Source organism: Mesorhizobium wenxiniae (genome assembly GCF_002284535.1).
Lineage (GTDB): Bacteria > Pseudomonadota > Alphaproteobacteria > Rhizobiales > Rhizobiaceae > Mesorhizobium > Mesorhizobium wenxiniae.
In genome coordinates this window covers 260,001-284,622 of record NZ_NPKH01000001.1, presented here as the reverse complement: position 1 = coordinate 284,622, position 24,622 = coordinate 260,001, and the positions used below count along the sequence as shown (strand labels likewise).

The 24,622-nt window shown below is 59.2% G+C and carries 24 protein-coding genes and 1 pseudogene; 5 read left to right on the top strand and 20 right to left on the bottom strand.

Annotated features, from left to right (window positions below; all coding sequences use genetic code 11):
* Nucleotides 1-23: 23 nt before the first annotated feature.
* From CIT31_RS34820 to CIT31_RS01305, 6 genes are all read right to left on the bottom strand, one after another.
* The gene (locus tag CIT31_RS34820) at nucleotides 24-212 is read right to left on the bottom strand and encodes an exopolysaccharide production repressor protein (protein WP_236378845.1); all 189 of its coding nucleotides are present in this window, start codon (nucleotides 210-212) and stop codon (nucleotides 24-26) included.
* An 82-nt stretch (nucleotides 213-294) separates the two neighbouring features.
* On the bottom strand, nucleotides 295-612 hold the full coding sequence (gene fdxB, locus CIT31_RS01325) for a ferredoxin III, nif-specific (protein WP_189521685.1): 318 nt from the start codon (nucleotides 610-612) through the stop codon (nucleotides 295-297).
* Nucleotides 609-812, bottom strand: a complete 204-nt coding sequence (locus tag CIT31_RS01320) for a CCE_0567 family metalloprotein (RefSeq protein WP_095517143.1) — start codon at nucleotides 810-812, stop codon at nucleotides 609-611. Before CIT31_RS01320 ends, fdxB begins: the two co-directional genes overlap by 4 nt.
* A 46-nt stretch (nucleotides 813-858) precedes the next feature.
* Nucleotides 859-1,302 (bottom strand): DUF269 domain-containing protein, encoded by a 444-nt coding sequence (locus tag CIT31_RS01315; RefSeq protein WP_236378823.1) that lies wholly within the window; start codon nucleotides 1,300-1,302, stop codon nucleotides 859-861.
* Between the two features lie 330 nt (nucleotides 1,303-1,632).
* Nucleotides 1,633-2,790 carry a TlpA disulfide reductase family protein gene (locus tag CIT31_RS01310; RefSeq protein WP_095517142.1) on the bottom strand — a complete coding sequence of 386 codons (1,158 nt, stop codon included), beginning with the start codon at nucleotides 2,788-2,790 and terminating at the stop codon, nucleotides 1,633-1,635.
* A 449-nt stretch (nucleotides 2,791-3,239) separates the two neighbouring features.
* Nucleotides 3,240-3,434, bottom strand: a complete 195-nt coding sequence (locus CIT31_RS01305; RefSeq protein WP_029356503.1) for a hypothetical protein — start codon at nucleotides 3,432-3,434, stop codon at nucleotides 3,240-3,242.
* Nucleotides 3,435-4,379: 945 nt separating this feature from the next.
* Here CIT31_RS01305 and CIT31_RS01300 point away from each other — a divergent pair.
* Together CIT31_RS01300 and pyrE are read left to right on the top strand one after the other, a co-directional pair.
* Nucleotides 4,380-5,165: an acetoacetate decarboxylase gene (locus CIT31_RS01300; RefSeq protein WP_029356505.1), complete on the top strand. Its 786-nt coding sequence runs from the start codon at nucleotides 4,380-4,382 to the stop codon at nucleotides 5,163-5,165.
* A 1,024-nt stretch (nucleotides 5,166-6,189) separates the two neighbouring features.
* On the top strand, nucleotides 6,190-6,786 hold the full coding sequence (pyrE, locus tag CIT31_RS01295) for an orotate phosphoribosyltransferase (protein WP_095517141.1): 597 nt from the start codon (nucleotides 6,190-6,192) through the stop codon (nucleotides 6,784-6,786).
* A 331-nt stretch (nucleotides 6,787-7,117) separates the two neighbouring features.
* On the opposite strand, the gene CIT31_RS34045 is transcribed toward pyrE, so the two are convergent.
* The 11 genes from CIT31_RS34045 to nifH all read right to left on the bottom strand — a co-directional run bounded on the left by CIT31_RS34045 (nucleotide 7,118) and on the right by nifH (nucleotide 19,841).
* Nucleotides 7,118-7,267: a hypothetical protein gene (locus CIT31_RS34045; protein ID WP_165778317.1), complete on the bottom strand. Its 150-nt coding sequence runs from the start codon at nucleotides 7,265-7,267 to the stop codon at nucleotides 7,118-7,120.
* 613 nt (nucleotides 7,268-7,880) lie between these two features.
* Entirely contained in the window at nucleotides 7,881-9,179 is a 1,299-nt protein-coding gene (locus CIT31_RS01280; protein ID WP_095517139.1) for a lysine N(6)-hydroxylase/L-ornithine N(5)-oxygenase family protein, read from the bottom strand.
* 842 nt (nucleotides 9,180-10,021) lie between these two features.
* Entirely contained in the window at nucleotides 10,022-10,894 is an 873-nt protein-coding gene (locus CIT31_RS01275; protein ID WP_095517138.1) for a universal stress protein, read from the bottom strand.
* Nucleotides 10,895-10,991: 97 nt separating this feature from the next.
* The gene (locus tag CIT31_RS01270; RefSeq protein ID WP_165778316.1) at nucleotides 10,992-11,807 is read right to left on the bottom strand and encodes a response regulator transcription factor; all 816 of its coding nucleotides are present in this window, start codon (nucleotides 11,805-11,807) and stop codon (nucleotides 10,992-10,994) included.
* Complete coding sequence (locus tag CIT31_RS01265) at nucleotides 11,804-12,283, bottom strand: NifX-associated nitrogen fixation protein (protein ID WP_095517137.1); 480 nt, start codon at nucleotides 12,281-12,283, stop codon at nucleotides 11,804-11,806. Before CIT31_RS01265 ends, CIT31_RS01270 begins: the two co-directional genes overlap by 4 nt.
* A gap of 14 nt (nucleotides 12,284-12,297) precedes the next feature.
* Nucleotides 12,298-12,795, bottom strand: coding sequence for a nitrogen fixation protein NifX (nifX, locus tag CIT31_RS01260; protein WP_095517136.1), 498 nt, complete (start codon nucleotides 12,793-12,795; stop codon nucleotides 12,298-12,300).
* On the bottom strand, nucleotides 12,761-14,143 hold the full coding sequence (gene nifN, locus CIT31_RS01255) for a nitrogenase iron-molybdenum cofactor biosynthesis protein NifN (protein ID WP_095517135.1): 1,383 nt from the start codon (nucleotides 14,141-14,143) through the stop codon (nucleotides 12,761-12,763). Before nifN ends, nifX begins: the two co-directional genes overlap by 35 nt.
* Before the next feature lie 8 nt (nucleotides 14,144-14,151).
* Nucleotides 14,152-15,627 carry a nitrogenase iron-molybdenum cofactor biosynthesis protein NifE gene (nifE, locus tag CIT31_RS01250; RefSeq protein WP_095517134.1) on the bottom strand — a complete coding sequence of 492 codons (1,476 nt, stop codon included), beginning with the start codon at nucleotides 15,625-15,627 and terminating at the stop codon, nucleotides 14,152-14,154.
* Nucleotides 15,628-15,688: 61 nt separating this feature from the next.
* On the bottom strand, nucleotides 15,689-17,230 hold the full coding sequence (gene nifK, locus CIT31_RS01245; RefSeq protein ID WP_029356526.1) for a nitrogenase molybdenum-iron protein subunit beta: 1,542 nt from the start codon (nucleotides 17,228-17,230) through the stop codon (nucleotides 15,689-15,691).
* Between the two features lie 128 nt (nucleotides 17,231-17,358).
* Entirely contained in the window at nucleotides 17,359-18,861 is a 1,503-nt protein-coding gene (gene nifD / locus CIT31_RS01240; RefSeq protein WP_024505262.1) for a nitrogenase molybdenum-iron protein alpha chain, read from the bottom strand.
* Between the two features lie 86 nt (nucleotides 18,862-18,947).
* On the bottom strand, nucleotides 18,948-19,841 hold the full coding sequence (gene nifH, locus CIT31_RS01235) for a nitrogenase iron protein (protein ID WP_024505261.1): 894 nt from the start codon (nucleotides 19,839-19,841) through the stop codon (nucleotides 18,948-18,950).
* Between the two features lie 592 nt (nucleotides 19,842-20,433).
* Between nifH and CIT31_RS01230 the strand changes: the two genes are divergently transcribed.
* Nucleotides 20,434-20,997, top strand: coding sequence for a type II toxin-antitoxin system prevent-host-death family antitoxin (locus tag CIT31_RS01230; RefSeq protein WP_236378831.1), 564 nt, complete (start codon nucleotides 20,434-20,436; stop codon nucleotides 20,995-20,997).
* Nucleotides 20,979-21,407 (top strand): hypothetical protein, encoded by a 429-nt coding sequence (locus tag CIT31_RS01225; RefSeq protein WP_029356531.1) that lies wholly within the window; start codon nucleotides 20,979-20,981, stop codon nucleotides 21,405-21,407. The genes CIT31_RS01230 and CIT31_RS01225 overlap by 19 nt, the downstream gene beginning before the upstream one ends.
* 507 nt (nucleotides 21,408-21,914) lie before the next feature.
* Here the strand turns inward: CIT31_RS01225 and queE are convergent.
* From queE to queC, 3 genes are read right to left on the bottom strand one after another with little or no spacing between them, the layout of a single operon-like run.
* Nucleotides 21,915-22,640, bottom strand: a complete 726-nt coding sequence (gene queE, locus CIT31_RS01220) for a 7-carboxy-7-deazaguanine synthase QueE (RefSeq protein WP_165778320.1) — start codon at nucleotides 22,638-22,640, stop codon at nucleotides 21,915-21,917.
* A gap of 5 nt (nucleotides 22,641-22,645) precedes the next feature.
* Nucleotides 22,646-23,002: a 6-carboxytetrahydropterin synthase QueD gene (gene queD, locus CIT31_RS01215; protein ID WP_095517132.1), complete on the bottom strand. Its 357-nt coding sequence runs from the start codon at nucleotides 23,000-23,002 to the stop codon at nucleotides 22,646-22,648.
* Nucleotides 23,002-23,700: a 7-cyano-7-deazaguanine synthase QueC gene (queC, locus tag CIT31_RS01210; protein ID WP_029356538.1), complete on the bottom strand. Its 699-nt coding sequence runs from the start codon at nucleotides 23,698-23,700 to the stop codon at nucleotides 23,002-23,004. The genes queD and queC overlap by 1 nt, the downstream gene beginning before the upstream one ends.
* 489 nt (nucleotides 23,701-24,189) lie before the next feature.
* Between queC and CIT31_RS34815 the strand changes: the two are divergent.
* A pseudogene (locus CIT31_RS34815) lies at nucleotides 24,190-24,574 on the top strand (transposase); the annotation flags it as partial.
* Nucleotides 24,575-24,622 lie beyond the last annotated feature (48 nt).

The window sequence follows — 24,622 nt, the reverse complement described above, 5'->3', positions numbered from 1 at the left end:
TTCATTCCGCAGCTGATCAGAGTTCAGACGACTGATACCCGAGCTTTCCTGGAACTATCGGCATGCTGGCCCCTGTGGCGAGTTCCACGAGCGCGGCTAGACTGCCGGATCAGAAAGAGTAGGCGGCCGAAATAGCAGGCCTGAAGCAGCAGCGAACAGGCCAGCGTCGTGACGACTGCCAGACGGAGCGAATCCAAAGCGAAGTAAACCATCGACGCATTGCTGCACAGGATCAGCCCCACGAGCCGACAAAAGATATGAAGTGCACGCCGTTCCCCTGGTTTTTTCGCCAGATCATGTTGCGAGCTCGTCGGCCGCAACATGCGTCTGGCAGTTCTTGGGGCAGACGCGGCCGCAGGCTCCGCAGCCGATGCAGCGGCCGGCATCATCGACAACCATGATCATGCGATTGAGCTCGCCGTCGAAATCGTCGTCTTCGTCATCGCAGGGGCCGAGGATTTCACCCGCGTCATTGACACCGTGAAGATGCATGACATCGCGCGAGCAGACCTTGAAACAACGGCCGCAGCCGATGCAGGTCTTGCTATCGATGAAGGTCAGGTACGACGGCATCCAAATGGAGCCGTCACGGGTGGTGAATGTGCGCATCATCCTAAATTCTTCATTGAAGCGAGTTCTCTCTTGGCAACATCCAACTCGGCATAAACGGCGTGGGTTTTCTCGGCGACTTCCTGTATGTCGGCCCACTTGCCCGGCAGACCCTCGACAAGGTCCTGCAATGCCATCTTGGCAATAGCTGCACGCAACTGGAGCTTTCGGACTTTATTCCTCATCTTATCTAGGTCTGACATAGATCCTTCCTGGAACAATGGTTTTCTTGATGCGCGCCATCTCGGGCTAGGCTTCAATGGCTGCAGTCGCATCGTCGACCAGTTTCGTACCGGCCTCAGCCAGTTTGCGGAAAGTCTCGAAGCCGAACCGGTGGACGTCTCGATAGAACGACCAACCGCCGGAAGCCCCCAGGGGTTTCATTCCAATTATTGGCGACGTGAGCACACCCGAGCGCTCCTCGATCGCAAGCGCCACGGCCGTGTAAAACATGTCGAGCCTCCACAGCGCGTCAGGATCGGGATCGCCGCCAAAGGGTATCGCACATTGCTGTTGCTTGGTGATGATGAACTCGCCCAGCAGCTCGGCGTCCGAATTGCCTTCCCATAAGCCGAAGGAATCCTGAGTACGGATCAGCCGCAGAAGGCATTTGACAAACGGGGAAGCAAGGGCCTCGTCGTCCTTGTTGACAGCAGGGCCACCCGGTGCATGAGGCATTTCGTTGTTCCTCATTTCAGTCTTCGTCTTCGCGAGACGATTTCCCTTTCCTGCGATGCCCACTCCGGGCCCACTTGCGTGGCCGACGAATGGCTTGGGCGGGCCAACCCCACCCAAGAATGCCCCGTGGCCGACCTCGACATGTCCACGAGTGCGAGACCTACGGCGCGAATTCGCGGCGCACATCGTCTGCGCCGCGATCCGACCGGTGGTCAACGCAATTGAAATCCAACCTGCCCCAAGCCGCCCGCCCTTGCTGCATCGACATACTTGCTGCGAAGCGAGCCTCGATGGGCGGATTGGGCAGTGTTCAGTTCCAATTGTCATCCCCTTCGCGATCTTTGCTCAGGAAGTGACTGCGTTTTGAGTTTCGGATGCCTTGTTTTGCGGAGCCACACAAAGATCCGCGTGACAGGCAGGCTCACCCGTGTAGTTGGCCAGTGCTTGGAGCAATGGGGTGAGGTAGTACTGTTTGGTATGGTCCGGCATTGGCTCCGGGTGGTCCAGCGATTTGATTGCCACCTCGATCAACTCGATCGCGCGATCCTTGTTGCCGCTCTCGTAATAATACTGAGCGACCGGGATGTACCAACGGAATTTAAGGGGCCCGTCGCCTTGCGGAGGATTAAGTTCCAGGATCTGTTCTGAGAGCTCGTTGCCCATCGCAAAGCGATCATCATGCGGAAGATGGGAGTTGTCGATCGTGGGATCGAAGAGTTGGTTCAGCGCCATGACCATCCAAGACACCGCTTCGAACTTTTTGTCGATCGCGTCCTCGACCAATTGGCGCATAAGCGGCAAGCCGGTTTTGATGTCGCGCAGCTTGTGAAGCAGAAGATCCGCATGAATCTGCCAAAAATGAAAAGAGTCTGGCATCACGGCGAGGCCTTCTTCGATGGCCAATAGTGCCGCTGTCCAATCCTTGTCCTGCATCGCCGGCCTAAGTTTGGCGTATATCGGCCGGGTCAGTGACCTTTCGCGCGCTATACTTTGGTTACGCGCGATTCGCTTTGCATCGGCGGCTTTCGCTTCATAGCTGCTGCGCCAGCTGCCGTTAAGGACTTTCGGCAAAACGTCATCGAGTTCCGCCGGGTGGCCGATAAAAGCGATGTGGCCGTCGCGGTCGACCACGAACGAGGTGGGAATCCCGATCGAAGAGCTGGGATCCATCCAGAGCTCGTTCATTTCGCCAGTGTAATCGAACGCGATACGATAATTCAGATTCGAGAACTTCTCGGTCAGCCAGGCATCCACCTTAGTACGTGCCTCGTCCGCGGTTGCAGCCCGTTCGCCAGCTGCGACTCCGATAATCTCAAATCCGCTGTCTGCATGTTTCTCCTGCAGTTCAACCAAATGCGGCATGGCCGTCACACATGGTCCGCACCAAGTCGCCCAAAATTCAACGAGGTAGACCTTGCCGGGCTTAAAGTTCGTGACGGGCTCGCCACGCAGCCAGTTCTCCACTTTGATCGGAGGAGCCGGGGACCCCATACGCAGTTCCATGATGTTCTTATCCAAAGCTACCCACACCTTTCGTGGCTTTTATGCGTAGTTGGTTTCTCTGTCAGAATCGCAACACACGGATCAGGAGGCCATCGCTCGTCTTGCGCGTTTGCATGCGATTCAGTCCTCTCACAGTGTTGCCGCCCATCAAGCAGCAATGGGCGTGCCAACCCCTCTCAGCTCCGGTAAGCGGCGGGGAATGCTTTGAAAATTCTCCACGAGCCCAAACACGGCCGATTGTCGTGGACCTGACATGTCTTCTGCCGCTGTCGGGTTTCGCCCTCTTGAGCCAGCCGCTTTAGGACAGGTGAGAGCTTGGATGGCTCGCCTGTCATTAGACTGGCCGGCGTCCTCGAGCAGTGGCACTTTGGCGCCGGGTCGAAAGTGCGGGGCGGCTTGGTCCTCGTGCCGCCACCGCCGCGTGTGGATCCTTGCCTCGTGGACATAAATCACCACGCGGCTGGCAAGTCGGCGGCATTGGGCTCAATCAGCGCGGCGTTGAGCCCCGACAGCACGTAATGCTGCACCAATGTATCGGATGCCCTTCGCTGCCTCCACTTCTGCAGCCAGGCGTCGAGCGACGCTACCTGCCCACGTTCGAGCGCGACTGCAGTAATCTGCGCCGCAGGATAGCCAGCCGCCATTAGAAGGTACTTGGGTCGGATAGGCGTTCTGCCAGCAAATGAGGTCCGCTGTATTTCCTCGCGATGGATCACAGGCGTTCTCGGGTGATCGGGCACTATGCAAGGCGCGTCACGCTGACTAGCGCCTCGAACCACACCGGTAAAGACGGCGAGGCTAACACGACGGATATCGCAAGATCCCTTGAAATGTCTCGTTCCCCCGGCGGAGCGCGTCCAGCTCACCTTGCGGGCGTACCAGCGCCGAATGGGTACGCACGACGTCAACCTGCCTTTGGGCCCAGAGCCTCCTTGCCCTAGCCGCATGGCCCCGGCTGGTCGAGAATTTCTGGTCGTCGAGCAGTAGAACTCTTTCACATGATGGCGAATGCGCGGCGTCCAGTGGGAGAACACCTCGGCATAAAGAGCGTTACTTCCCGGGCCGACGGTGGTGAAGCATAGCGCCCCGGTCGGAGCTATTTGCCTGAGGGGCGGAGGTCCTCTTGCGCAAAAGACACGTCCTCCCAATCCGCAAGCGGTCCTGTTCGGCGCTATCCGATGTCCGACAACGTCGGAGGCGTAACGTAGCTGAGCAAGATCTATCGCTTTGCCTCGAACGATTCTCATTTGGCATGGCGCGTGCGCGTTGATCCGCAAACCCCGCCATGAGGCGAAATCGGAGCTGGCCGCCACTCCACTTCCTCCTACCACGAGAGCAGACGGGAAGCAGCGCCTTCAAATGAGGAACAAAATCACTTTACCTCGAATCTTGCCTCTCGACTACAACCGGACCCATGGAACCGCGTCCGCGACCATACAATGAGTGCGCCCCGAGGCAATTGCCCAGCGCAAAATGGCTACGCGCGATCACGCCATGCATCCAGGCTAACGAAGGCACCTCGGAGAGCCTCGCCGCCATCATCGAGACCTATCTAAGCCCACTTGAGCCAGCACAAAGGAATTTCAAACATGCACCAAGATACCGTCCGTGGGAGAGCTTTCGCCATGCCCCTGACCAGCCCGGCCTACCCACCCGGCCCATATCGCTTCAGCAACCGGGAGTATCTGATCATCACATATCGCACCGATCCGCAAAAACTGCGCGACCTTGTGCCGGAGCCGCTTCAGGTGTGCGAGCCTCTGGTCAAATTCGAGTTCATTCGCATGCCGGACTCGACGGGCTTCGGCGACTACACGGAAAGCGGACAGGTCATCCCTGTCTCCTTCTGCGGCCGCATGGGGAGCTACACCCACTGCATGTTTCTCGACGACCATCCGCCGACAGCGGGCGGACGCGAGTTGTGGGGCTTTCCCAAGAAGCTCGCCAGCCCAACGCTCCGAACAGAGACGGACACGCTTGTTGGCACGCTGGACTACGGCCCGGTCCGCGTCGCGACGGGTACGATGGGCTACAAGCACCGGGCCGCGGACCTTGCGAGCGTTAAGGCCTCGCTCGCCGACCCGAACTTCCTCCTCAAAATCATCCCGCATGTCGACGGCACGCCGCGCATCTGCGAACTCGTGGAATACCACCTGGAGGACATCGATCTGAGAGGCGCCTGGACCGGCCCGGCAGCCCTGAACCTCTGGTCGCATGCGCTTGCCCCCGTCGCCGAACTGCCGGTGCTGGAAGTAGTCTCGGCCGTACACCTCGTCGCCGATCTCACGCTCGCGCTCGGGAAGGTCGTCCACGACTATCTCGCGGAAGCCGAGCCTCGCCATCGGAAAGGAAGAAACCATGAACTTTCACAATGATATTTTGTTGAACCAGCGCGACGGGGAGCCGGTGGCCGGCTTATCGACAAGGTGGCGGTGATCGCCGAAGCCGCGAGCGGGGTCGGCAAGGAAAGCGCGGTTCGCCCGCGAGGGAGCAAGAGTGGTCCGCGGATCTTGATCACAGCGAAGTCCAACAACGGCGTCCGGGATCGATCGATTGACGAAAAATGGTTGCCAGGGTGAGAGGCAGGTGGAACGCGGCTGATGCAGGCAATCGAAACCTTCGGGCGCCTCGATGTCCTGTCAGCAACGCCGGCGTCCAGAACGTAGCGCCGCTTGTCGAGTTCTGCCACAAGGCGCTTCGCCCGTGATAGGCTCCATCTCAGGGGTGTCGGCGAACTCAATGTCACCAAAATCAGTGTAAGGCTCGGCCTGCTGTTCGGCGTCTGCCTCAGAGGCAGACGCTCGCCCCTGTCGCCGATATCGCCGTAAAGACTCGGCCGGCAGGGAGGTGGACTACGACCTACCTTGAACTTTGCTTTCTACCGTCGTCAGATGAAGCGAGCCGAAATGTTGCGCCGCGGTGCTGATGACAAAAATTCTCGGCGGCTCGAACTTTACCTCTCGCGCCTCTACGAGGAGGTTGCACGAAAAGCGCGGCCTTGCCCACTCGTCATCACAAGAGCGACACGGGCCGACATGGCGGCCGAAACGCTCACCTCATGCGCAACCTGGTTAAGAAGCTGGCGCAAACGGGGCCGAGCGAGGCGGAACTCGAGGGGACGAGGATGAAACGCCCAAATCCTCAAAGAGACGGCCCGCATCGAGAAAAGCCGTGCCTGCCGAGATCGGGCAAGGGCGGGTGGCCAACGCTACCCAGCCGTAGGGAAACCCGTGATCACGCTTTAGGCACCCAATAACGATAATGGAAAAATCTGCGCGAAACGGTCGCACCGGTATTGACATTAATTGACACACCCCGCGAACACTTGCATAAGCCACATAGCGGTAGTGACTAGGTGCATGCCGCACCCAATTTTTTCCCTAGGGCGAGGTCAGATCTATGGCGGCACTGGCAAAATTCAGACCAGTTGATTCCAGCCAACACGATAAGGACGAACTCCGCGAAATCGTCCGTGAGCGCTCTTTTCGATCCGGACGCTACACGCTCTCGTCGGGCATAGAGAGCGACATCTATTTCAATATGAAGCCTACCATGATGATGGCGCGAGGCGCGCAACTTGCCGCTCTTGAGTTCCTAAAAATCGCTGAGCAAGTGAAAGCAGAGTACGTCGGCGGCCTTGAAATGGGAGCGGTCCCCGTAATCGGATCGATGGCAGCTGTCAGCTCGGCGATGAACAAACCCATAAACACGATCTTCGTTCGCAAGACTCCAAAGCCTCATGGCACAAGGGACGTGATTGAAGGTCTTGGGCCCAAAGAAGATCTCGAGGGAAAAGTCGTCCTGATCGTTGACGACGTTGCCACAAGCGGCAAGTCGATATTGAAGGCGATTGAAGAGGTTCGCCGCGTCGGGGGCATTGTAGGTGACGCAGCTTGCCTCGTGGACCGTGACGAGGGAGCTACGGAGCTGCTAGCCCAACATGGGGTCACGCTGCATTCCGTTCTGCATGCGAGCGAATTTGTGGAACGCCACTGACAATCTCATACAACGGCTTTCCGGCGACCTAGCCTTAGAGGACATTCCGCCGCTTTGCAGCGAGTGCAGGCGCCTCGCGAGTAAGGGCGACTGCCCTTGCCCATCCTCACTGCTTTTGGTGCAACATATGCTGGCTGCCGTTCACCAGCGGCTTGACGCCATTGACCACCTTTCTGAGCAAGGCGCCATCAGACCTGAAGGCTTTTACCGATTATCTGGCGACGGTCGTTCGAATAGCTTCAGAGCGCGGAGACGCGGCACCCTGGATCGATCTAGCCAGCCGGTTTAGCGCCCTTTTCGGTCCCGACGAGGCTGCCCATTAATCTAGTGCTTATCGCTTTCCATGAACGAGCAGCCTCGGCGGCATCGCGTCATGGATCGCCAGCGGCATGCCGGCCCATGATGCGAGCGTAAAAGCGCCGAGCAGCCGGTGCTGAATCTCGGACGTGACGACGCCGATTGGCGCAATGCGCGTTGGCACGGGCCCTCGTGCCCAAGCATGGTGCGTTCCCATTCCGCGGCATCATGCTCGCGATCCCGTCTGTGCCGTGCTCAAGCAAGCGAGCCCGAGCGAACCGCCCTGGGTAGCGGATTTAGACAATCGTTGGTTGGCGAGTTCGGCCTTTGGTTGGAAGACCGGCTTGCGGCGGGCCAACGAAACGGAATTGGCGACACTGGAGTATGCCTTCACTGGGGTCGCGTCCTTACGCTGTAGCGCGGCGGTCAGCGAAGCCGCTCGCGAGCGCCCCCTCGATAGCGCTGAGCGGGCGAGCGGCTTCGGGGCGGGCGCAGGGGCTGGGTAGACTGGGCCGGACTCACCTAACTCACCGGGTCCAGCCACGACATGCATCGCCAAAAGCAAGGACCCTCCCCGCTGACCGCGGGCTCAGCCATGGCCGCTGAGGCTACCGCACTCTTTCGAGTGAACGTAAGGACTTAACGAGCGTAGGGGAAACGTCCGCGGAATAACGATGTGCCTCAGGGCCCGAGTGCTTATTCGGTCAAGATGATCTGGGCTAAGGCTCCCGCTTTCGCCGCAACGAAGGCGTACATCATTCCCTGGATGCCACCGCCAATGAACAATAGTAGACCAGTTATATCCCGCTGCCCATTTCTTCGGCTACGAGGTCGGGCCGGCGCTCGATCAACGTACGGCTGATGAAGCCCAGATGCTCGGGATTGGTGCATGGCGCGCGCCCCAGAAGGCTGTCCAGGATGCGGCGCGCTCGCCAGGCCAGCAGGCCAAAGTTCGGATCAGCCAGCCCGCGCTGTCCAAGGCAGGCGTTCTGAACGAAAAGGCGTCTGTCTCGCGGTCCGTCCCAGCACACCGAAAAATCCTCGCCGGTGGCGAGCTCATTGCCGATCTGCTCGAGGCGATCTGCGATCGGTTCCAGGAAGTCCGGCAGCGCGTTCTCGTACCCCGTGGCCAGGATGACGATGTCGGCGGTTACTTCTCCGATGTTATCCATGCCGCGCTGCAGCGTGAGCCTGTGCCCCGCCCCTGCGTTGATGCAGCGCGACACGTTGCAACTTGGCCGCAGTGTGATGTCGCATTGGTGTGGCTCGAGAAAGGCGTGGTGGTAGAGCGCCTGATAGACCGCGCGCAACGTGCTTTCTGAAATCCCGTCGGAGGCAAGCGCGAAACGCCGCAGGAACAGCTGGCGATGCACCTCGCTCATGGCCGCAAAACGATCCGAAAAGCAAGGCGTGAACAGCTCGTTTGTGAACGGGTGGTCGTCGAAAGGCATCTCGCGCGTCAAGACCCAAGTGATCGCCGCGGGCCGCCGTTCTTTCGGCCGGCCGACAAGGTGCAGCAGCAGCTCGGCTCCCGACTGTCCGCCGCCAACAACGCAGACATGCTTTTTTTGCACCTCAGGATTGATGTGGGCCAACTCAGATGAGTGGAACAGGTTGGGTCCAGTCCAGCCATGAAACTGAGGCGGAATTTGCGCCTGCTTGCCTATGTCGATGACGAGGTTTCTCGCATCAAGGACCGCGTTGTCCGTCCGCACGCGAAACTCGCCGTCAAAGCGGATTTCGCGAACGGCCTCGCCGCCACGGACAAGCGGATTCTTCTGGAACGCCCAGTTGAGATATTGAGCGAACTCGGCTCTGAGCACCCCGTGAAATTGCGCATTGAGGAAATGGTAAAGACGCCCGTTCTCGTGGAGGTAGTTTACGAATGTGTAGGCTGATCGCGGATTGACCAGAGTAACCAGATCCTGGAAGTGGCCGACCTGGAGCTCCGCGCAATCGAAAGCGCTGCCTGGATGTCCGCGGAAATCAACCTGCCGATCCAGGAACAGTGCCCCTTGCGCAATCTCTTCCTGTATCTGACACGCAAGGCTCAAATTAGACGGCCCAGCACCGATACCAATGCAAAAGAGGTCCACTTATCCTTGCTCCTCTAGGAGTGTTTTCCAACTCAGCGGCATGTGCGCGGCGACCGCCAGGCATTGAGCATTGCGAACCTCACAGGCATCCTTGAGCCGCGGTCCCGACTGAGAGGAAGGCAAAAGGCCTGCGCGGCCTTCCAGATCTTGGGCTCAATGGGCGACATCGACAGCGGGCACCGCATCATCCGAACCCAAGAGCGGAAGGAAAGCGTGTGATGCTGTCGCGCAGCTCTCCGGATTTTACGGCGGCTCCTAGCGGCTGCCTCCACCCCAGGATTGGCTGTTTCCCGGTTACGACGGAAGCGGCTCTTTCTTCGAGGGGCGTAACCATGGATAACGGCTCGTAATGCGTTCGTAGACTCCCATGCATGCAGCGTGCCGGATAAAGAAAACGTCAAACCAACGAGTTCGCGTAATTCCAGCTCGTCTGGAACCCGACATTGTCGCACGCCCGACGATCGGGCAGAGGAAGCTCCGCGGCAGCGGCCCTTGCACACCGCAGGCCTGACAGGGGGCAGCCGCCGATTTGACCCGCGTCCGGGTACTGATCAGGGGCCAACAGGGTTCGCGCCCCGAGGTGGGGGTCCCCTGGTACACCCGCCCTGTGGCTTGGCTGCGGTCTGCTGCAGCCGTTCGTCTTTACTGCCCGTTACAGACGATCTCGCACGAGTTGGATGCACGAGAGCGTCCTGAAGCAGTCGAGGCGTCCGGTTTGGCTCTGAAAAGCGTCGCAAGATGTTCGCGGATCCAGCCATGTCTCCGCAATCCGACCGGTAACCGACGACGACTTCGGACTGGTTGGCGGTCCTACGACCTGATCGGTGTTGCTACGGAACTGATCAGCGAGCCAAAAACAGCGGCAATGTGGTCTTCTCAAAGCTCCAGCTCGGCGGACCGCCGAAAATCCGCTCACGCAGCCCACGGCTGCCATAAGCACCCATGACTATCATGTCGGCGCAGGTGTCGGCCGCGTGCTGCGTCAGCACTGTGGCCGCCGATTTACCGGCGCTCTTAAGCAGGTCAACCGAGACCCGAGCACCGTGCCGAGTAAGATAGGCAGCGATGTCTGCTCCAGACTGCGCACCTTTCCCGTTGTTTTGCGCCTTCGGATCGACCATAGCGACACAAACTTCCTCAGCAGCGGATAGGAGACTAAGAGCTTCCCGAACCGCACGCGAGGCCTCTACGCGCGAATCCCAGCCGACCAGCACGCGTCGAGGCGACAGGGTCGCCTTAGCGCCCTTCGGCACGATGAGCACCGGCCTTCCGCTATCGAACAAGCAGCCGTTGACAACAGGAGGTCCGAGAGTCTCATCGTTGAGGAGGTCCGCTCCAACGATCGTCAGGTCAGCGCAGAGCGCCCGCTGTCGCGCCACTTCACCGAGGCTAGCCGGATCGCAATAGTCGGTGTCAACGTCACAGGAAAGCGACATAGCTTTCAGCCGTTTGAGGATATCCGCGGACCGTCTTTCCATTCTGGTCACGTCCTGTGAAAATTTCTCGATTTGCTGAAATCGATAATTCGGTACTGCAATTGCCTGTGCACGTCCCGTACCCCACTCGAGGGGCGGAGACGACATCAAGAGCAATGGAGGCGGTATAATCAGTACGGATAGGTGCGCGCCGACCTCGGCACACAGTCCGGCAGCTGTTGTGAGGTCCTCATCAGAATGATCAGCACCCGTCACACAGAATATGCTTTTAAATTCCATTTGCCTGCTTCTCCTGGTCTTCGTTAGGAGCGTCTCAAAGCGGCAACACCGCTCTCAGCGGAGGAAGAGAGAGCGGCACCACATTCGACCACCGATTTCAGTCGTCCGGCTTCTCGAGCGAGTAGCCGGCCGACCTGACGGTGCGAATGACGCTGCCGGGCAAGGCCGTTTTCAGCGCCCTTCTGATCCGGCTGATATGGACATCGACGGTGCGTTCACCGACATGAATGTTGGCCGGCCAGGCCGCCCCGATAAACTCGTCCCGGCTGAAGACCTTGCCGGGGGCCTCAATCATAAGCCGCAGCACGTTGAACTCGATCCGTCCGAGATGGATGTCGTGGCCATTACCGCGAACCCGACGGGCATCGAGCTTCATCTCCAGGCCTCCACAACAAATCCAACTGCCGTTTTCAACCCCGTTCGAACCACGCTTGGTCAGCCCGAGCCTCGCCCGCAGGCAGTCGAGCAGCTTGGCCGGAGCCACTGGCCGCACAAAGCTCTCAACGCCTGCCTTCAAGAGATCGAGGTGCTGGTGCTCGGCGCCAGGCGCGATCAGGGCGATAATGGGCAGGTCGGTGGTGCGCGGTTCCCGCTTGAGGTGGGCGCAAATTGCGGGCCCGTTTATGCTGGCTGGGTCGCAATCCAGCACCACGGCCTGAAGCTCCCGTTGGTCGGCCAAGGCCAGCGCAGCCTTCGCGCCGTCTGCCGTCTCACTGCTGAAACCGTCCACCTCCAGTATGTGACTGTAGAGCAGATAGAACTCGGCATCTTGCGAGCAGATCAGGACCAGCGGCTTCTTCATCAGCGATACCCCAGCAACCTGGTCGGCCTCGAGCCCCTGGATCGAGGGGGCTGGCCAACAAAGTTTCTCGGTTCCGTCATGATGGCCTTTCTCGAAAATCGCGCCCATCATGCCAGCGCCACGTGGGGAAAGGCTTCGATGACTGCAATCCCATCGTCGACCAGCTTCGTACCGGCCGTGGCGAGCTTCAGGAGCGTCTCGAAGCCAAACCGGTGGACATCGCGCAGCGTTTTGGACAAAACGACCAACCGTCCGGTCGTGAAAAGCACCCGACCAAAACCCTCATGGCTCACCTGGATCATCGGCGATGCCATAAGGCCGCAGCGCTCCTCGATCGCAAGCCCGATGGCGGCGTAGTACTTGTCGAGCCTCCACAGCACGTCCGGATCGGGATCTCCGATGATCGGGATCGCTCGGCGCTGTTCCTTGGTAATGATGAAGTCGCCCAGCAGCTCGGCGTCCGCTTTGCGTTCCCACGAGCCATAGGAATCCTGAGCACGGATCAGCCGCACGAGGCATTTGACGAACGGGGTGCAAAGAGCCGCCTCGTCTTCGGTGACAGCTGGGGGGATTGCGGGGTCAGACATTTGGCGTCCTCCTATCAGTCCTCGTCCTCGAAGGACGGTTTCGTTTCGGCAACGCCCGCTTGCGCCAGCACCTTGCGCAGCCAGGGCGGAGGACACGTCCTGAGCATCATCTGCGTGCGCAACAGCACCTCTCGGATGGATTGGGGCTCCGCCACTTTGATCGGGTGGATTTTTGCCGCGACAACCTTGGCTGCCGAAGGTCCGCCAATCGCCAGACAAAACAGCAGATGACAGCCTTTCAGCGCATCCACCTTGGGCGTGATGCGGTCATCGCCCTCGGCCCGATGCTCCCCGCTTTCATCCGAAACGTCATCGAAGGCCACGGCTTCGACGAGATTCCATTCCTCGCGCGTCACGTCGTAGACAGCAAAGCGCCTGGCCGACCCGAAATGGGCATTGAGGTTCTGCATGTCCTGAGTGGCGATCGCAACGCGCAATGCGCCCGCACGTCGTTCAGGCATCGGGGCGAAAACCTCATTACTGACCAGCGAGAGGCGGCGAACAGCGTTCATGTGATATTTCTCGATTACGGAGTGGATCAAGCGCCTCAGGAGTGGGCGCGTGTTGGTTGGCCTGGAAGATGTTGGCGACCTCGAAGATCAGGTCGCGGGTGCCCTGATAGAGAATTGCGAGCTTGTGCTGGCTGCCTAGTCGATCGAAGACCGGGAACCCGATGCGCATGAGCGGAATTCGGAGCCGCTCCGATGCTTGGCGCCCGTGCGAATGCGTGACAAGCAGGTCAGCACCGACGGCAAGACTTTCCAGATCGCCGAGATCGCCGATCTGAACCGAAACCGCCGGGACTTTCTCGAGAATTTTAGACCTGTCGGTCGTTGTGACGGCCGCGGCTATCTCGGAGCCGAGGCCAGCAAAGAAGGTTGCAAGTTGGAACAGCTGGTCTGGTTCGGCAGCGATGGCAATTTTCTTGCCGCCGAAATGGAAATGTCCGTCGAGCATCGCGTCCTGCAATTGCGCCCGGCGCCGGCGCACGCGGGCCGGTACCGCCGCGCCCGAAATCGAAGACAGCAGCGACACGAAGCGGTCCGTGTCCTGCAGCCCAGTCAGTGACTGGAACAACACGTAAGGCACGCCGGTCAACCCGAGCAGCGCTTTCGCCGGGCGGCGCATGTGCTCACCGATGGCGATGCATTGCATGGCCGTGCCCAACTCGCGAATGTCCTCGACGCTGGTGCCGCCGTATGTGGTCGCTACCCAGCGGTCAGGAACCGTACCGTCGAGTGAGCCTGAGATGTCGGGCAGAATAACCGGCTTGAGCCCAAAGCTTTCAACCATGTCCCGCATGTGCTCGACGTCGGCGACAGTGAGGTTGCATCCGGGCAGGATTGCGATCTTCTTCGGGTGCCGCGCCCGTTCGCCCGAGCGTGTAATCCCTTCGATCATTGCGGTGACTGCCCTGGCCCAGCCCTCTTCGATCGCGCCGTCAAAATCCGGCGTGTTGGCCAGCACGACCTCCGTACCCGCAAGCTCTTGCGTGTGCTTCAGCTTGATGTTGGCAATATCACCCGCGCAATCTTCGCCACGCGTCTCCACGAGCGCGGTCGTGCACACCCCGATCAGCTTTGGCTTCGTGCGGTTCTTGAGGTTGAAGATCGCCTCTTCCAGATGGTCGGCTGCGCCGAGGATGGTCGCCACCTCATCCATCGCCGTAGTCTGCAAGGGAATCGCTTCTTTGAAGTGCCGCACGAAGAGAACGAGCGCAAAGCTTGTGCATCCCTGGCTGCCGTGGAACAGCGGCATCGCACCGTCGACGCCAAGAAAGGCAAAGGCGGCACCCAGCGGCTGCGACGACTTCAGCGGGTTGACCGCAGCCGATTTGCTCTGGAGAAGGATGCGGGCCATCGGTCGCCTCAACACTCGTGTGCCGTCGCGCAGGCGAATTCATCAAACAGGTACGCGGTCTCGTTCCTCGTGCACGGCAATTCGCCTATCAGATCAGGCTGGCAATCCCACGGGGCCGGCTGGCGCACCTGAGACCAGATCGGATTGTGAATGGCGAGGTCGATCTGGCGTACGAGTTCCACCATGCCGTCATAGCCGGCATAAGGATGCTGGCGCTCCTGGTTGATATCGAGCCAGGGCGTCTTGGCCTTGAGCGCAATGAATTGCGTGCGACCGCCCGACAGCATGATATCGGCCCTGTGTTCAGAGAGCATGGCGTACAGCTCGCGCGCAGCCATGGATTCGAACATGTGCTTGTCGTGCTTGAGAACTTGTTTGATGCGCTCCTTGTCCTGCACCGTAGATTTCTTGACCGAGGTGCCGACGATCTCGATTCCGATCTCCATCAGCGCATGGACAACCGACCAGGACTTCACACCGCCTGTGTTGAGCAGCACGCGCTTGCCTTGGAGCCTTTGCCGGTAGGATTCGAGTTTCTTCCACGCGATCGCCTCCTGCTGCGCGATCAGCGTCTCTGTGCGCTCGAGGATCTCCGGATCGGCGCCCTTCCTCACCAGCAGCCTGACAAGGTTGCGAAGAGCTTGCGATGTGTCGGAGATGCCATAGAAGGAGCCCTCGAAGAACGGGATGTCCCAGCGCTCCTCCATCTTGCGGGCAAGACTGATCAGCGCGGTCGAGCACACCATCATTGCCGCCCGGGCGCGGTGCGCGGAAGCAATGTCGCGGTAACGCGCATCGCCGGGAATGCAGGCGCGCACCCGGATCCCGAGCCGATCGAGGAGCGGCTTTACAAGCCAGAATTCGCCCGAGAGGTTGAATTCGCCAAGGATGTTGATGTCGTAGGGCCCGGGGTCGTCGGGTTCGACCGTGCCGATGACATGATCGAGCAACGCCTCGGCGGCGAGCTTGTTGCCGAGGTTCTTGGAGCCTGCCAGGCCAGGCGCATTGATCGGCACCACGGCCAAACCGAACTTTTCCGTGGCGCGTTTGCACACGGCCTCGATGTCGTCACCGATCAGCGCCGTTACGCAAGTCGAGTAGACGAAGATCGCCGGCGGCGCGTATGTGTGCTTGATCTCGCGGATCGCCTTGAAGAGTTTCCGCTCGCCCTGCCCCATCACCAGGTCGAGTTCGGTGAGGTCGGTCGTGAAGCTTGTCCGCCACAAGGTCGGCCCTGACGAAACCGCACCACGGTTGTCCCAAGAATTGCCCTCGCAGGCAAGCGGCGCATGGACCAGATGCGCAACGTCGGTGATCGGCTGCAGGACGATCTTGGCTCCGTCAAAGGCGCAGCCGCCGGCTGCCGCCCCTGGTGTCAGCGACTTCGAGCAGCCCTCCTTGCGCGGCTTGGCATCTTTGCCACGGTTCTTATCGCAGGCGGGCTCATCGAAGGCGTCCTTGATTTTGGCGCTGAGGGAGGACATTGCTCAGCCTCCCCAGTCCATTGGGCAAGGAATGGCCTCGGCGAAAAGCCGGCCACGGCTCTTAGCGCGTGAGGTCATAGGAATAATCCGTCACACCCGTCTCGCTCGTCTCGCGATCGAGTTTGTCGAAGATCTTGTCGAGGATCGTCGTAAGCACGCGCAACGCGCCCTGGTAGCCAAAGAGCGCAAAGCGGTGATGATGGTGCCGATCGAAGATCGGAAACATCAGCCGGATCAGCGGCGTTCCGGTGTCGCGCTCCAGGTACTTGCCGTAGGAATTGCCGATCAAAAGGTCCACCGGCTCGGTAAAGAGCAGTGAGCGCAGCGCCCACAGGTCCTTGCCCGCCCAAACCTGGGCAGCCTTGCCGAAAGGCGAGGATGCTAGCAGCTTCTTCAAATCGGCTTCCCATGCCGAGGTGCCATTGGTGGCGAGGCAATGGGTTGGCTCGCCGCCGGTCTCCATGACAAAGCGGGCCATCGCGTGAACGAAGTCGGGATCGCCGTAGATGGCGTATTTCTTACCATGCAACCAGGATTGGCTGTCCGCCATGGCGTCTACCAGTCGGCCGCGCTCGAGGCGAATTGCCTCGGGGATCTCCTTGCCGGAAATCGCCGCGACCTCCATCAGGAATTCGTCGGTCGCCTGAACGCCGAGCGGATAGTGGAACGAGGCCGTCGCCTGCCCGACCTCCTCGCAATAGCCCAGCGTCTTTCGGGTGTTGTGATGCTGCAGCGAAAGCGTTGCCTCGGCGTTGAGGGCCTTCTTCACCTCGTTGATCTTCGTGCCCCCGTCATACATGCGGTATTCACCGTCCGAAGGCGTATCGAACTGGTCAGAGGCATCCTGGATGAATGTGTAGGACACGCCCATTACATCGAGCAGGCGCTTGAGCTCCCGGTTGTTGCCGACGCAGAAGCCGTCGAAGCCCGGAATGATGTTGATGGCTCCTTCGACTTGCGTACGCTCCTGGCCTTTCCAGAAGTGCTCCAAAATGCCTTTGACCATGTTGTCATAGCCGTCGACATGACTGCCAACGAAGGCCGGCGTGTGGGCAAAGGGCACGTCGAAGTCGCGCGGGACTGAATCTTCGTCCTTGGCGTTCTGGATGAAGCTGTGCAGGTCGTCGCCAATGACCTCTGCCATACAGGTCGTCGACACGGCAATCATCTTCGGGTCGTAGAGCTGGTAGGTGTTGGCGAGCCCGTCGACCATGTTCTTCAGGCCGCCAAACACCGCCGCATCCTCGGTCATTGAGGAGGAGACCGCCGCGGCAGGCTCCTTGAAATGGCGCGACAGGTGCGAGCGGTAATAGGCGACGCAACCTTGGCTGCCGTGGACGAAGGACATGGTTCGTTCGAAGCCGGCGGCAGCGAATACCGCACCCAGCGGCTGGCAGGCCTTGGCCGGGTTCACGACAAGCGCTTTGCGGGCGAGGTTCTTTTCGCGGTATTCCCACGTCTGGGTGAAATCGCGCTGATCGGAAACGATCTCATCGGGGTGCGGACATTCGAAGTTTAGCTTCTTCTCAGCGAGCATCTTTCTGTATTCCGGCTCGCGGAACAGGGGAGCGTGATCGAGAATTTTTTCAGCCGACTGCGGCATGATGATACCTCTTTTGCATCTGGCTGCGCGGTACGGCAGCTCAGGACGTCAAGACGTTCCAGGCTCCGGCGGATCAGAGGCCGCGGGAGTTCACCGTCTCAGTGGGAGACTGGGGCTAAAGCAGATGTTTATTCGGCAGCCATCGCCCGCTCATCGCCCCGGCTTCTTTTCCAAGGCGCGTGGAATAGGTCCCAGACCGGGTTGTTGATGGCGAGATCCACATCACGTGCGAAAATGGCAAAGCCATCGTAGCCGTGATACGGGCCTGAATAATCCCAGGAATGCATCTGGCGGAACGGTATGCCCATCTTCTGCACCGGGTATTTTTCTTTGATTCCCGAGCCGACCAGATTTGGGCGAATCCCTTCGATGAATTTCTCCAACTCATAGCCGGTCACGTCATCATAGATCAGCGTGCCGTTCTTCACGTAGTGGCCGGTGCGCTGATAGTCGTCGCTGTGGGCGAATTCATAGCCGGTGCCCACGATGACCATGCCGAGGTCCTCGTAGGCCGTGACGACGTGGCGGGGGCGCAGGCCGCCGACATAGAGCATCACGGTATTTCCTTCCAGGCGCGACAGGTACTTGGCGATGACCGCATCAACAAGCGGCCTGTACTTGGCAATGACCTTTTCGGTCTTCTCCTCGATTTCCGGCCCAAAATGCTTGGCTATGTTGCGCAGAGAGGCTTCGATCTGGGAGGGACCGAAGAAATTGTACTCCATCCAAGCGACGCCATACTTTTCCTCCATATGCCGACAGATGTAGTTCATCGACCGGTAGCAGTGGATAAGATTGAGCTTAGCCTTCGGGGCGCGCTCGATCTCTGCGAGTGTGGCGTCACCCGACCAGTTGCCGACCACGCGCAGCCCTATCTCCTCAAGCAGTATGCGCGAGGCCCAGGCATCGCCGCCGATATTGTAGTCGCCGATGACGTTGACGTCGTAGGGGCCGGCCTCGAACTTGACATCCTTTTTGTCGAAGACCCAATCCCGGATCGCATCATTGGCGATGTGGTGGCCAAGCGACTGCGAGACGCCGCGGAAACCCTCGCAGCGTACCGGCACGATCGTCTTGTCATACTCCTTGGTCTTTTTGCGAGAAACCGCCTCGGTGTCATCGCCAATCAGGCCGATAGGGCATTCGGATTGCACGGTGATGCCGTTGTTGAGCGGAAACAAGACTTCAATCTCGTCAATGATCTGTTCCAGCTTCTTGTCGCCGCCGAAGACGATGTCCTTCTCCTGGAAATCGGAGGTGAACTGCATTGTCCCGAACGTGTCGACGCCCGTCGTACCGACGTAGTAGTTGCGGCGCTGCGACCAAGAGTATTGGCCGCAGCCGACCGGGCCGTGCGAGATATGGACCATATCCTTGACTGGCCCCCACACCACGCCTTTCGAACCCGCATATGCACAGCCGCGAATCGTCATCACCCCGGGAATGGACTTGATGTTCGATTTGACGTCGCATTCGGAAAGGACCTCGCTTTCCCCGCCAGCCTCGTTGCCGCTCTTTGCGACGTTGAGGTGCTTCTTGCGGCGCTTCGCCGCCTTGTCGGGATAATGCGACAGCACCTCTTCGATAAGCTTCGCATGAAGAGCACCATCATTCTCGTATTCCCGGCTCATGAGTCCCCTTTCAAGGTTGGGTGACGCCTCAACGAATAGGCGCCGTTCTCTGCAAGGCGCGCCGATTCATGGCAGCGCTAATGTCACTACTGGGCCGCCGCCTTCGCCGCTTCCTTGGAGTGAAGCTCGGCAAGCATCTGCTCGTCGGTCTTCATGATGCCGAAGTCGAGCAGCATCTCCTCCAGCTCCTCCATGGTGATCGGCGTCGGGATCGTACCCTGGCCCGAATTGGCGTGGATCTTCTCGGCCAGAGCGCGGTATTCCCCTGCCTGCTTGGAGTCCGGCGCGTACTGGATCACCGACATCTTCCTGAGTTCGGCATGCTGGACGATGTTGTCGCGGGGCACGAAGTGGATGAGCTTGGAATTCAATCGGCCAGCCAGTGCTTCGGCCAGATCGAGTTCACGGTCGGTTTGACGTTCATTGCAGATCAGCCCGCCCAGCCGCACACCGCCCGAATGGGCATATTTGAGGATGCCCTTGGCGATGTTGTTGGCGGCATAGAGCGCCATCATCTCGCCGGACATGACGATGTAGATCTCCTGGGCCTTGCCTTCGCGGATCGGCATGGCGAAGCCGCCGCATACCACGTCGCCGAGGACGTCATAGGAGACATAATCGACATCGTCATAAGCGCCATTCTCCTCGAGGAAATTGATCGAGGTGATGACGCCGCGGCCGGCGCAACCGACACCCGGCTCGGGGCCGCCGGACTCCACGCACTTGATGCCTCTGTAGCCGACCTTGAGCACGTCCTGGAGTTCGAGGTCTTCCACCGAACCTTCCTGTGCGGCGAGATCCAGGACGGTATCCTGAGCTTTCGAATTCAGGATCAAGCGTGTGGAATCGGCTTTGGGGTCGCATCCTACGATGAGGATTCTCTGCCCGAGGTCGACAAGGGCGGCGAGCGTATTTTGGGAGGTGGTGGACTTGCCGATGCCGCCTTTGCCGTAAAAGGCGATCTGACGCAGACCTGACATAATAGCTTTCCTTCCTTCGTTCTAATCATCGCGACTGCCCGCGACACAAGTGCCGATAGGCAGCTCGTGCCGCCTCACACCAAGCATCGCAAAAAGCGTACCAGCGTGATCGGCCGATCCGAGAAGAAACTTTGTTATTAAATTCCAGCCACTTAGACGGCGGCAAAACGCGCGAGCGGGCCTTTCAGGCGTCTGTCACGGACACGACAAAGCCGACACAGATTGTCGTGCGCCATCGAAACCGCCCTGTGTCGAGCTCGAAGCGGGATAATGGGGAGCTGGCCCAAAGCTGATGGCGAGACCATCGGAAGACGTCGGCTATTGTCTTTCCAGCCTGCTATTGATCGGGCGGTCGCTGGATGAGCAGGAGCCTGGGGCTTGACCGCCGCGCGGAATAGTTCAGGCAGGCTTGCGGAGCGGGAACGCCGGCGGCCGATAGACATCCGCGCTTAACCTTTCATAGCCCGTCTACGAGTTGGTTCCGCCGACGCGCTATATCGAAGGCAAATAATTCAGTACCTTAGCACGAGACCATTGATATTTTCAAAAAGATACGTATTATACGGATATAACGGATTATCGGGACAATTCTATGTCGGTCATTAGCTCGGTTGAATTTCAGCGCAACTTTGGGCTGTATCAGGACAAGGCGCTAGCGGAACCCGTGATCATCAGCAAGAATGGCCGCGAACGGCTTGTGCTGCTTTCGGTCGATGAATACCAGCGCCTAAAGGCGCATCGTGACGGCACTAGCGCGGGGCCTGAGAACGCAGCCCCCCCTGCTTTGCAGAGCACGGCGCACTTTTCACTTAAGAACCAAATACCAACCGAGCCACTAAGGGAATTGCTGTCGCACTTTCATTCGATCAAATCTGCCTTCGTGTACGGTTCAGTCGCCAAAGGCACGGACACAGAACGCAGCGATATCGATTTGATGGTGGTCGGCGATAACCTGAACCTCTCTGAACTTTATTCAGCCGCACAAAACGCGGAACTGAGACTAGGCCGAAAGGTCAGTCCGACATTTCTGTCGCCGGAGGAATGGCAACGAAAGGCGTCGCAGAAAGGGTCGTTTGTCCGCAAGGTAAGTACCCTTCCAAAGATTTTCCTCATCGGCTCGGAGAAAGATTTACAAGCGTGGGCAAGCAAGAACTAGACAACCTCGTAAAGATTGGGCTGATGAAAAGTGAGCCCCCATCGCTGTCCGAATATGACGGCATGCTGGGTGGCGCGCGCAAGAATTTAACTGACGCACAGAAAGGTCTCGACCCCGACAGCCAATTCACTCTCTTATATGGAGCTGCGCATCGGCTTGCCCTGGCAGCCCTACGCCGCGAAGGCTATCGCTCGGACAATCGCACTTCGGTGTTTCAAGCGCTCGTTCATACCGTCGGAACCGACAAGGCTGACATTCAGATTTTTCTAAAGGCGCACAACGAGCGAAACCTCTCCGAGTACGAGGGGCACACAGACATTGATGCCAAATTGCTAGCTAACCTTATTGAGTGCACCACGAGGCTAGAGGTTTCGGTTGGCAAACTAGAACCGCCAGAAGATGACGAGTGAGCGGCAATCGAACACGCGCGGGCAAAGGGTCCGACGGTGCGGGTAGCGTATGCCCCGACCGGAACGAAGCCGAGCCGAGTTGCGCCGTAATCTCGGACGGCTTCACCTGTTGCGTGAACAAATCCATGAGATCGTTGGGCCAGTGAGGAAATCGATCTTCTTTATGGAAGGCATTTAAGCAACGGATGCATTCCCATGCACATCGCCGTTCTGTTTAGCAGCTGCCGTTGACCGGCGGGCCAGCCCCTTTGGCGTTCTGGTGTCTGACAGTCGAGCGTCAGGCCGGACCATGAGATACATCGATAAGGGCTGGACAAGGATGGGAGGGATGACGTGCTTGCGACGGAGGAAACAGTCAAGCAGCTGGGGCGAGAAGGCCAGTTCTTGCGGTTTCCAGCCGCACAATGCGAGACCGCTGGCGCGAACAAAGCTCGGCTGTACTCGGCACGCTAAGAGAGCCTGCCAAGCCGTCGGAGCCCGGCCTTCCGGTGCGACGCAAGCCGCAGACTAGACCGCCCTCTTGTTACCCCAAAGCAGAACGTGCAGCTGCGGCAACACGCGGGCTTCGAACCACCTGTCGCTGGTCACCCTTTCGACAAGCCATTCCATTCGCATCATTATTCCGTCCAAGTCGACAGAGGTGTCTTCACTGCCAGGGTGCGGCGGCGTGTGATTGCCGGGTTGCAGATAGATCGGAAGGTGCGGATATCGCGCCGCGACTTCTTTGGCGTAGGCATAGTCACTCTCGTCGAAAACGACGAGCTTGAGCACGATTTGCGGCTTCTCTTGCGCCGCTTCGAGGCACGCCTCAAACGCAGCCCAACTGGTCGTCATTTCGCTGGACGGCGGCTTTGGGCTAAGGATCAGCACGTCAAGATCCGCAAACCACTCCCTCACCACGGAACCCTGCGTTTCCAGTGCAAAACGATAGCCCTGGCGATGGCCTCGTTCTATGAGGGGACCGAACGGCTGAATGGCCGGGTTGCCGCCTGACAAGGAGACCATAACCGGCCTGCCGCCGGAAAGCGCATGGACGGTTTGCCACACGGCATCGATCGGCATCGGTAGCCATTCATTGCGATACTGATTGTCCACCGCGTGAAGGCTGTCGCACCATGAACAGCGATAATCACATCCGCCGGTTCTGATGAACACCGTCGGCAAGCCGATGAGCACGCCCTCGCCCTGGATCGTCGGCCCAAATATCTCGCTCACACGGATTGCGGGATGCATGTCGGTCACGGACGGTATTCCGCCCAAGTTTTCGGTGTTTCGCTAACGCGCACGGCCGTGGTCTGCGGCAGACGTGCCTTGCACCATTCATAGAAATGTCTGGCCAGGCATTCCGCCGTGACTTTCTCATGTCCCAGCACGTCGTTGAGGTGCCGATGGTCGAAGCTCTCGTCAATATAGCGTTTGAGCGGCGCCAGATCGTGATAGTCGCGCACGAAGCCGAGGGCGTCCAGTTCCTTGGCCGATAGCTCCACTACGACGATATAGTTATGCCCGTGCTGGCGCGCACATTGATGGTTGGGGGGCAAGGAGGTGAGCTGATGCGAGGCCGAGAAGTGGAATTCCTTGCTGATGTGGAACATTACGCGCGCCTCCTGCGGAGTGCCTCGAGCCAGAAATCGGCGTCCTCGTAGTCGGTGGGATCAGCGTGCCCGGCGAGATGGAACGCTTCGCGCCGCTCGACGCAGGTCCCGCATCGCCCGCAGTGACGCACGCCGCCCTTGTAACAGGACCAGGTCTCGGCAAACGGGGTGCCGTATCTTGCGCCATCCGCCACAATGTCAGCTTTTCCGAGGTTCACGTACGGTGCATAGAGGCGTATCTGCGCATAGCCGTCGAGCGCGCGGTCTTGCATTGTCTGGAAAGCTTCGATGAAGGCCGGACGGCAATCTGGATAGATGAAATGATCCCCACCATGCACGGCCGCCGCCACCGCTTCTGCCTTATGCGTGGCGGCCAGCCCGAAGGCGATTGCAAACATGATGGCATTGCGGTTCGGCACCACCGTAATCTTCATCGTATCTTCGGCGTAATGGCCGTCCGGCACGTCGACACTGTCGGTGAGCGCTGAGCCGGAAAGGCCACGGCCAATTTCGCGGAGGTCGATGATCTGGTGCGGGACCTTCAGTCGCTCCGCGCAAAGAGCGGCGAAGCCCAATTCCTTCCTGTGCCGTTGGCCATAGTCGAAAGATAGAAGGCCGGTGAGTTCATGCTCCGCTGCCACCATGTGAGCAAGGGAAACGGAGTCCAATCCGCCAGAGCAGACGGCGAGAGTCTTCATCATTGGTATCCTTGTTTTGACCGGGTAAGGCTGCGACCGGAGATTTCTCTGCGCCCCCACTACTCCAGCGACGCAATTTTGTGAACCGGGAGAATTTGCGCTCAGCCCGATTGGAACGAGAATGGGTCGCGTCCAACACGCGTGATCAATAAGAGTTGAGCGCTTCAGCAGTTTGTTCGTGTCGCGCGCACTTTCGCAACCTGCTGTCGGATTCGTCGACTTCGAGACAAGGTGATGTTCGGCCGACATCGGCTGCCTCTCAATTAAGCCGTAGAAACACAGGTTGGCTTTCTGGCCTTCGCTTGCGCGGTTGGCACGACAATTGATGTTCTATTTGTGGGGCGGCACACCCCGCCGACCGAAAGTGGCAGTGAGCTCCTTGAGGCGCAGGTTGATGCGCTGGTTCCATTCGGCGATTTTTCGATCTGGAACCAGAAAGCGATGGCGGCATGGATGCCAGCAAATTTGACATTGGCGACATCCGCCTGGAGAACCCTGCGCGGCGAGCGCTGCCGGGCCGGCGTGCCACATGCCACTGGAAGACCACGGCCTTCACCGACATTGTCGCGGGGCGACGTAGTCGTCATGGGCAACCTGCCCGCCCACAAGGCCGCCGACGTGCGCGACGCGATTGAGGCCGCAGGCGCGAGGCTGCTCTACCTGCCGCCCTACAGTCCCGACTTCAATCCGATTGAGAACGCCTTCGCCAAACTTAAGGCGCTGCTGCGAGCAAAGCCGAGAGAACCATCAAGGCTCTATGAGACGCGTCGGCGCGGTCGTCGACCTCTTCACCCCAGCCGAATGTGCCAACTACTTCAAAGCCGCAGGATATGAACTGGATCAAACAGGACGTGCTCTAGTGGTTTACGCCTGACACAAGAGTTCGGCCCCCACAACCGTTTCGGAAGAGGAGCAGCGCTGC

Coding starts and splice junctions, on each gene's coding strand:
- CIT31_RS34820 (WP_236378845.1), bottom strand. CDS start 212: ATGGTTTACTTCGCTTTGGATTCGCTCCGTCTGGCAGTCGTCACGACG.
- fdxB (WP_189521685.1), bottom strand. CDS start 612: ATGATGCGCACATTCACCACCCGTGACGGCTCCATTTGGATGCCGTCG.
- CIT31_RS01320 (WP_095517143.1), bottom strand. CDS start 812: ATGTCAGACCTAGATAAGATGAGGAATAAAGTCCGAAAGCTCCAGTTG.
- CIT31_RS01315 (WP_236378823.1), bottom strand. CDS start 1,302: ATGAGGAACAACGAAATGCCTCATGCACCGGGTGGCCCTGCTGTCAAC.
- CIT31_RS01310 (WP_095517142.1), bottom strand. CDS start 2,790: ATGGAACTGCGTATGGGGTCCCCGGCTCCTCCGATCAAAGTGGAGAAC.
- CIT31_RS01305 (WP_029356503.1), bottom strand. CDS start 3,434: ATGGCGGCTGGCTATCCTGCGGCGCAGATTACTGCAGTCGCGCTCGAA.
- CIT31_RS01300 (WP_029356505.1), top strand. CDS start 4,380: ATGCACCAAGATACCGTCCGTGGGAGAGCTTTCGCCATGCCCCTGACC.
- pyrE (WP_095517141.1), top strand. CDS start 6,190: ATGGCGGCACTGGCAAAATTCAGACCAGTTGATTCCAGCCAACACGAT.
- CIT31_RS01275 (WP_095517138.1), bottom strand. CDS start 10,894: ATGGAATTTAAAAGCATATTCTGTGTGACGGGTGCTGATCATTCTGAT.
- CIT31_RS01270 (WP_165778316.1), bottom strand. CDS start 11,807: ATGATGGGCGCGATTTTCGAGAAAGGCCATCATGACGGAACCGAGAAA.
- CIT31_RS01265 (WP_095517137.1), bottom strand. CDS start 12,283: ATGTCTGACCCCGCAATCCCCCCAGCTGTCACCGAAGACGAGGCGGCT.
- nifX (WP_095517136.1), bottom strand. CDS start 12,795: ATGAACGCTGTTCGCCGCCTCTCGCTGGTCAGTAATGAGGTTTTCGCC.
- nifN (WP_095517135.1), bottom strand. CDS start 14,143: ATGGCCCGCATCCTTCTCCAGAGCAAATCGGCTGCGGTCAACCCGCTG.
- nifE (WP_095517134.1), bottom strand. CDS start 15,627: ATGTCCTCCCTCAGCGCCAAAATCAAGGACGCCTTCGATGAGCCCGCC.
- nifK (WP_029356526.1), bottom strand. CDS start 17,230: ATGCCGCAGTCGGCTGAAAAAATTCTCGATCACGCTCCCCTGTTCCGC.
- nifD (WP_024505262.1), bottom strand. CDS start 18,861: ATGAGCCGGGAATACGAGAATGATGGTGCTCTTCATGCGAAGCTTATC.
- nifH (WP_024505261.1), bottom strand. CDS start 19,841: ATGTCAGGTCTGCGTCAGATCGCCTTTTACGGCAAAGGCGGCATCGGC.
- CIT31_RS01230 (WP_236378831.1), top strand. CDS start 20,434: ATGTCGGTCATTAGCTCGGTTGAATTTCAGCGCAACTTTGGGCTGTAT.
- queE (WP_165778320.1), bottom strand. CDS start 22,640: ATGCATCCCGCAATCCGTGTGAGCGAGATATTTGGGCCGACGATCCAG.
- queD (WP_095517132.1), bottom strand. CDS start 23,002: ATGTTCCACATCAGCAAGGAATTCCACTTCTCGGCCTCGCATCAGCTC.
- queC (WP_029356538.1), bottom strand. CDS start 23,700: ATGAAGACTCTCGCCGTCTGCTCTGGCGGATTGGACTCCGTTTCCCTT.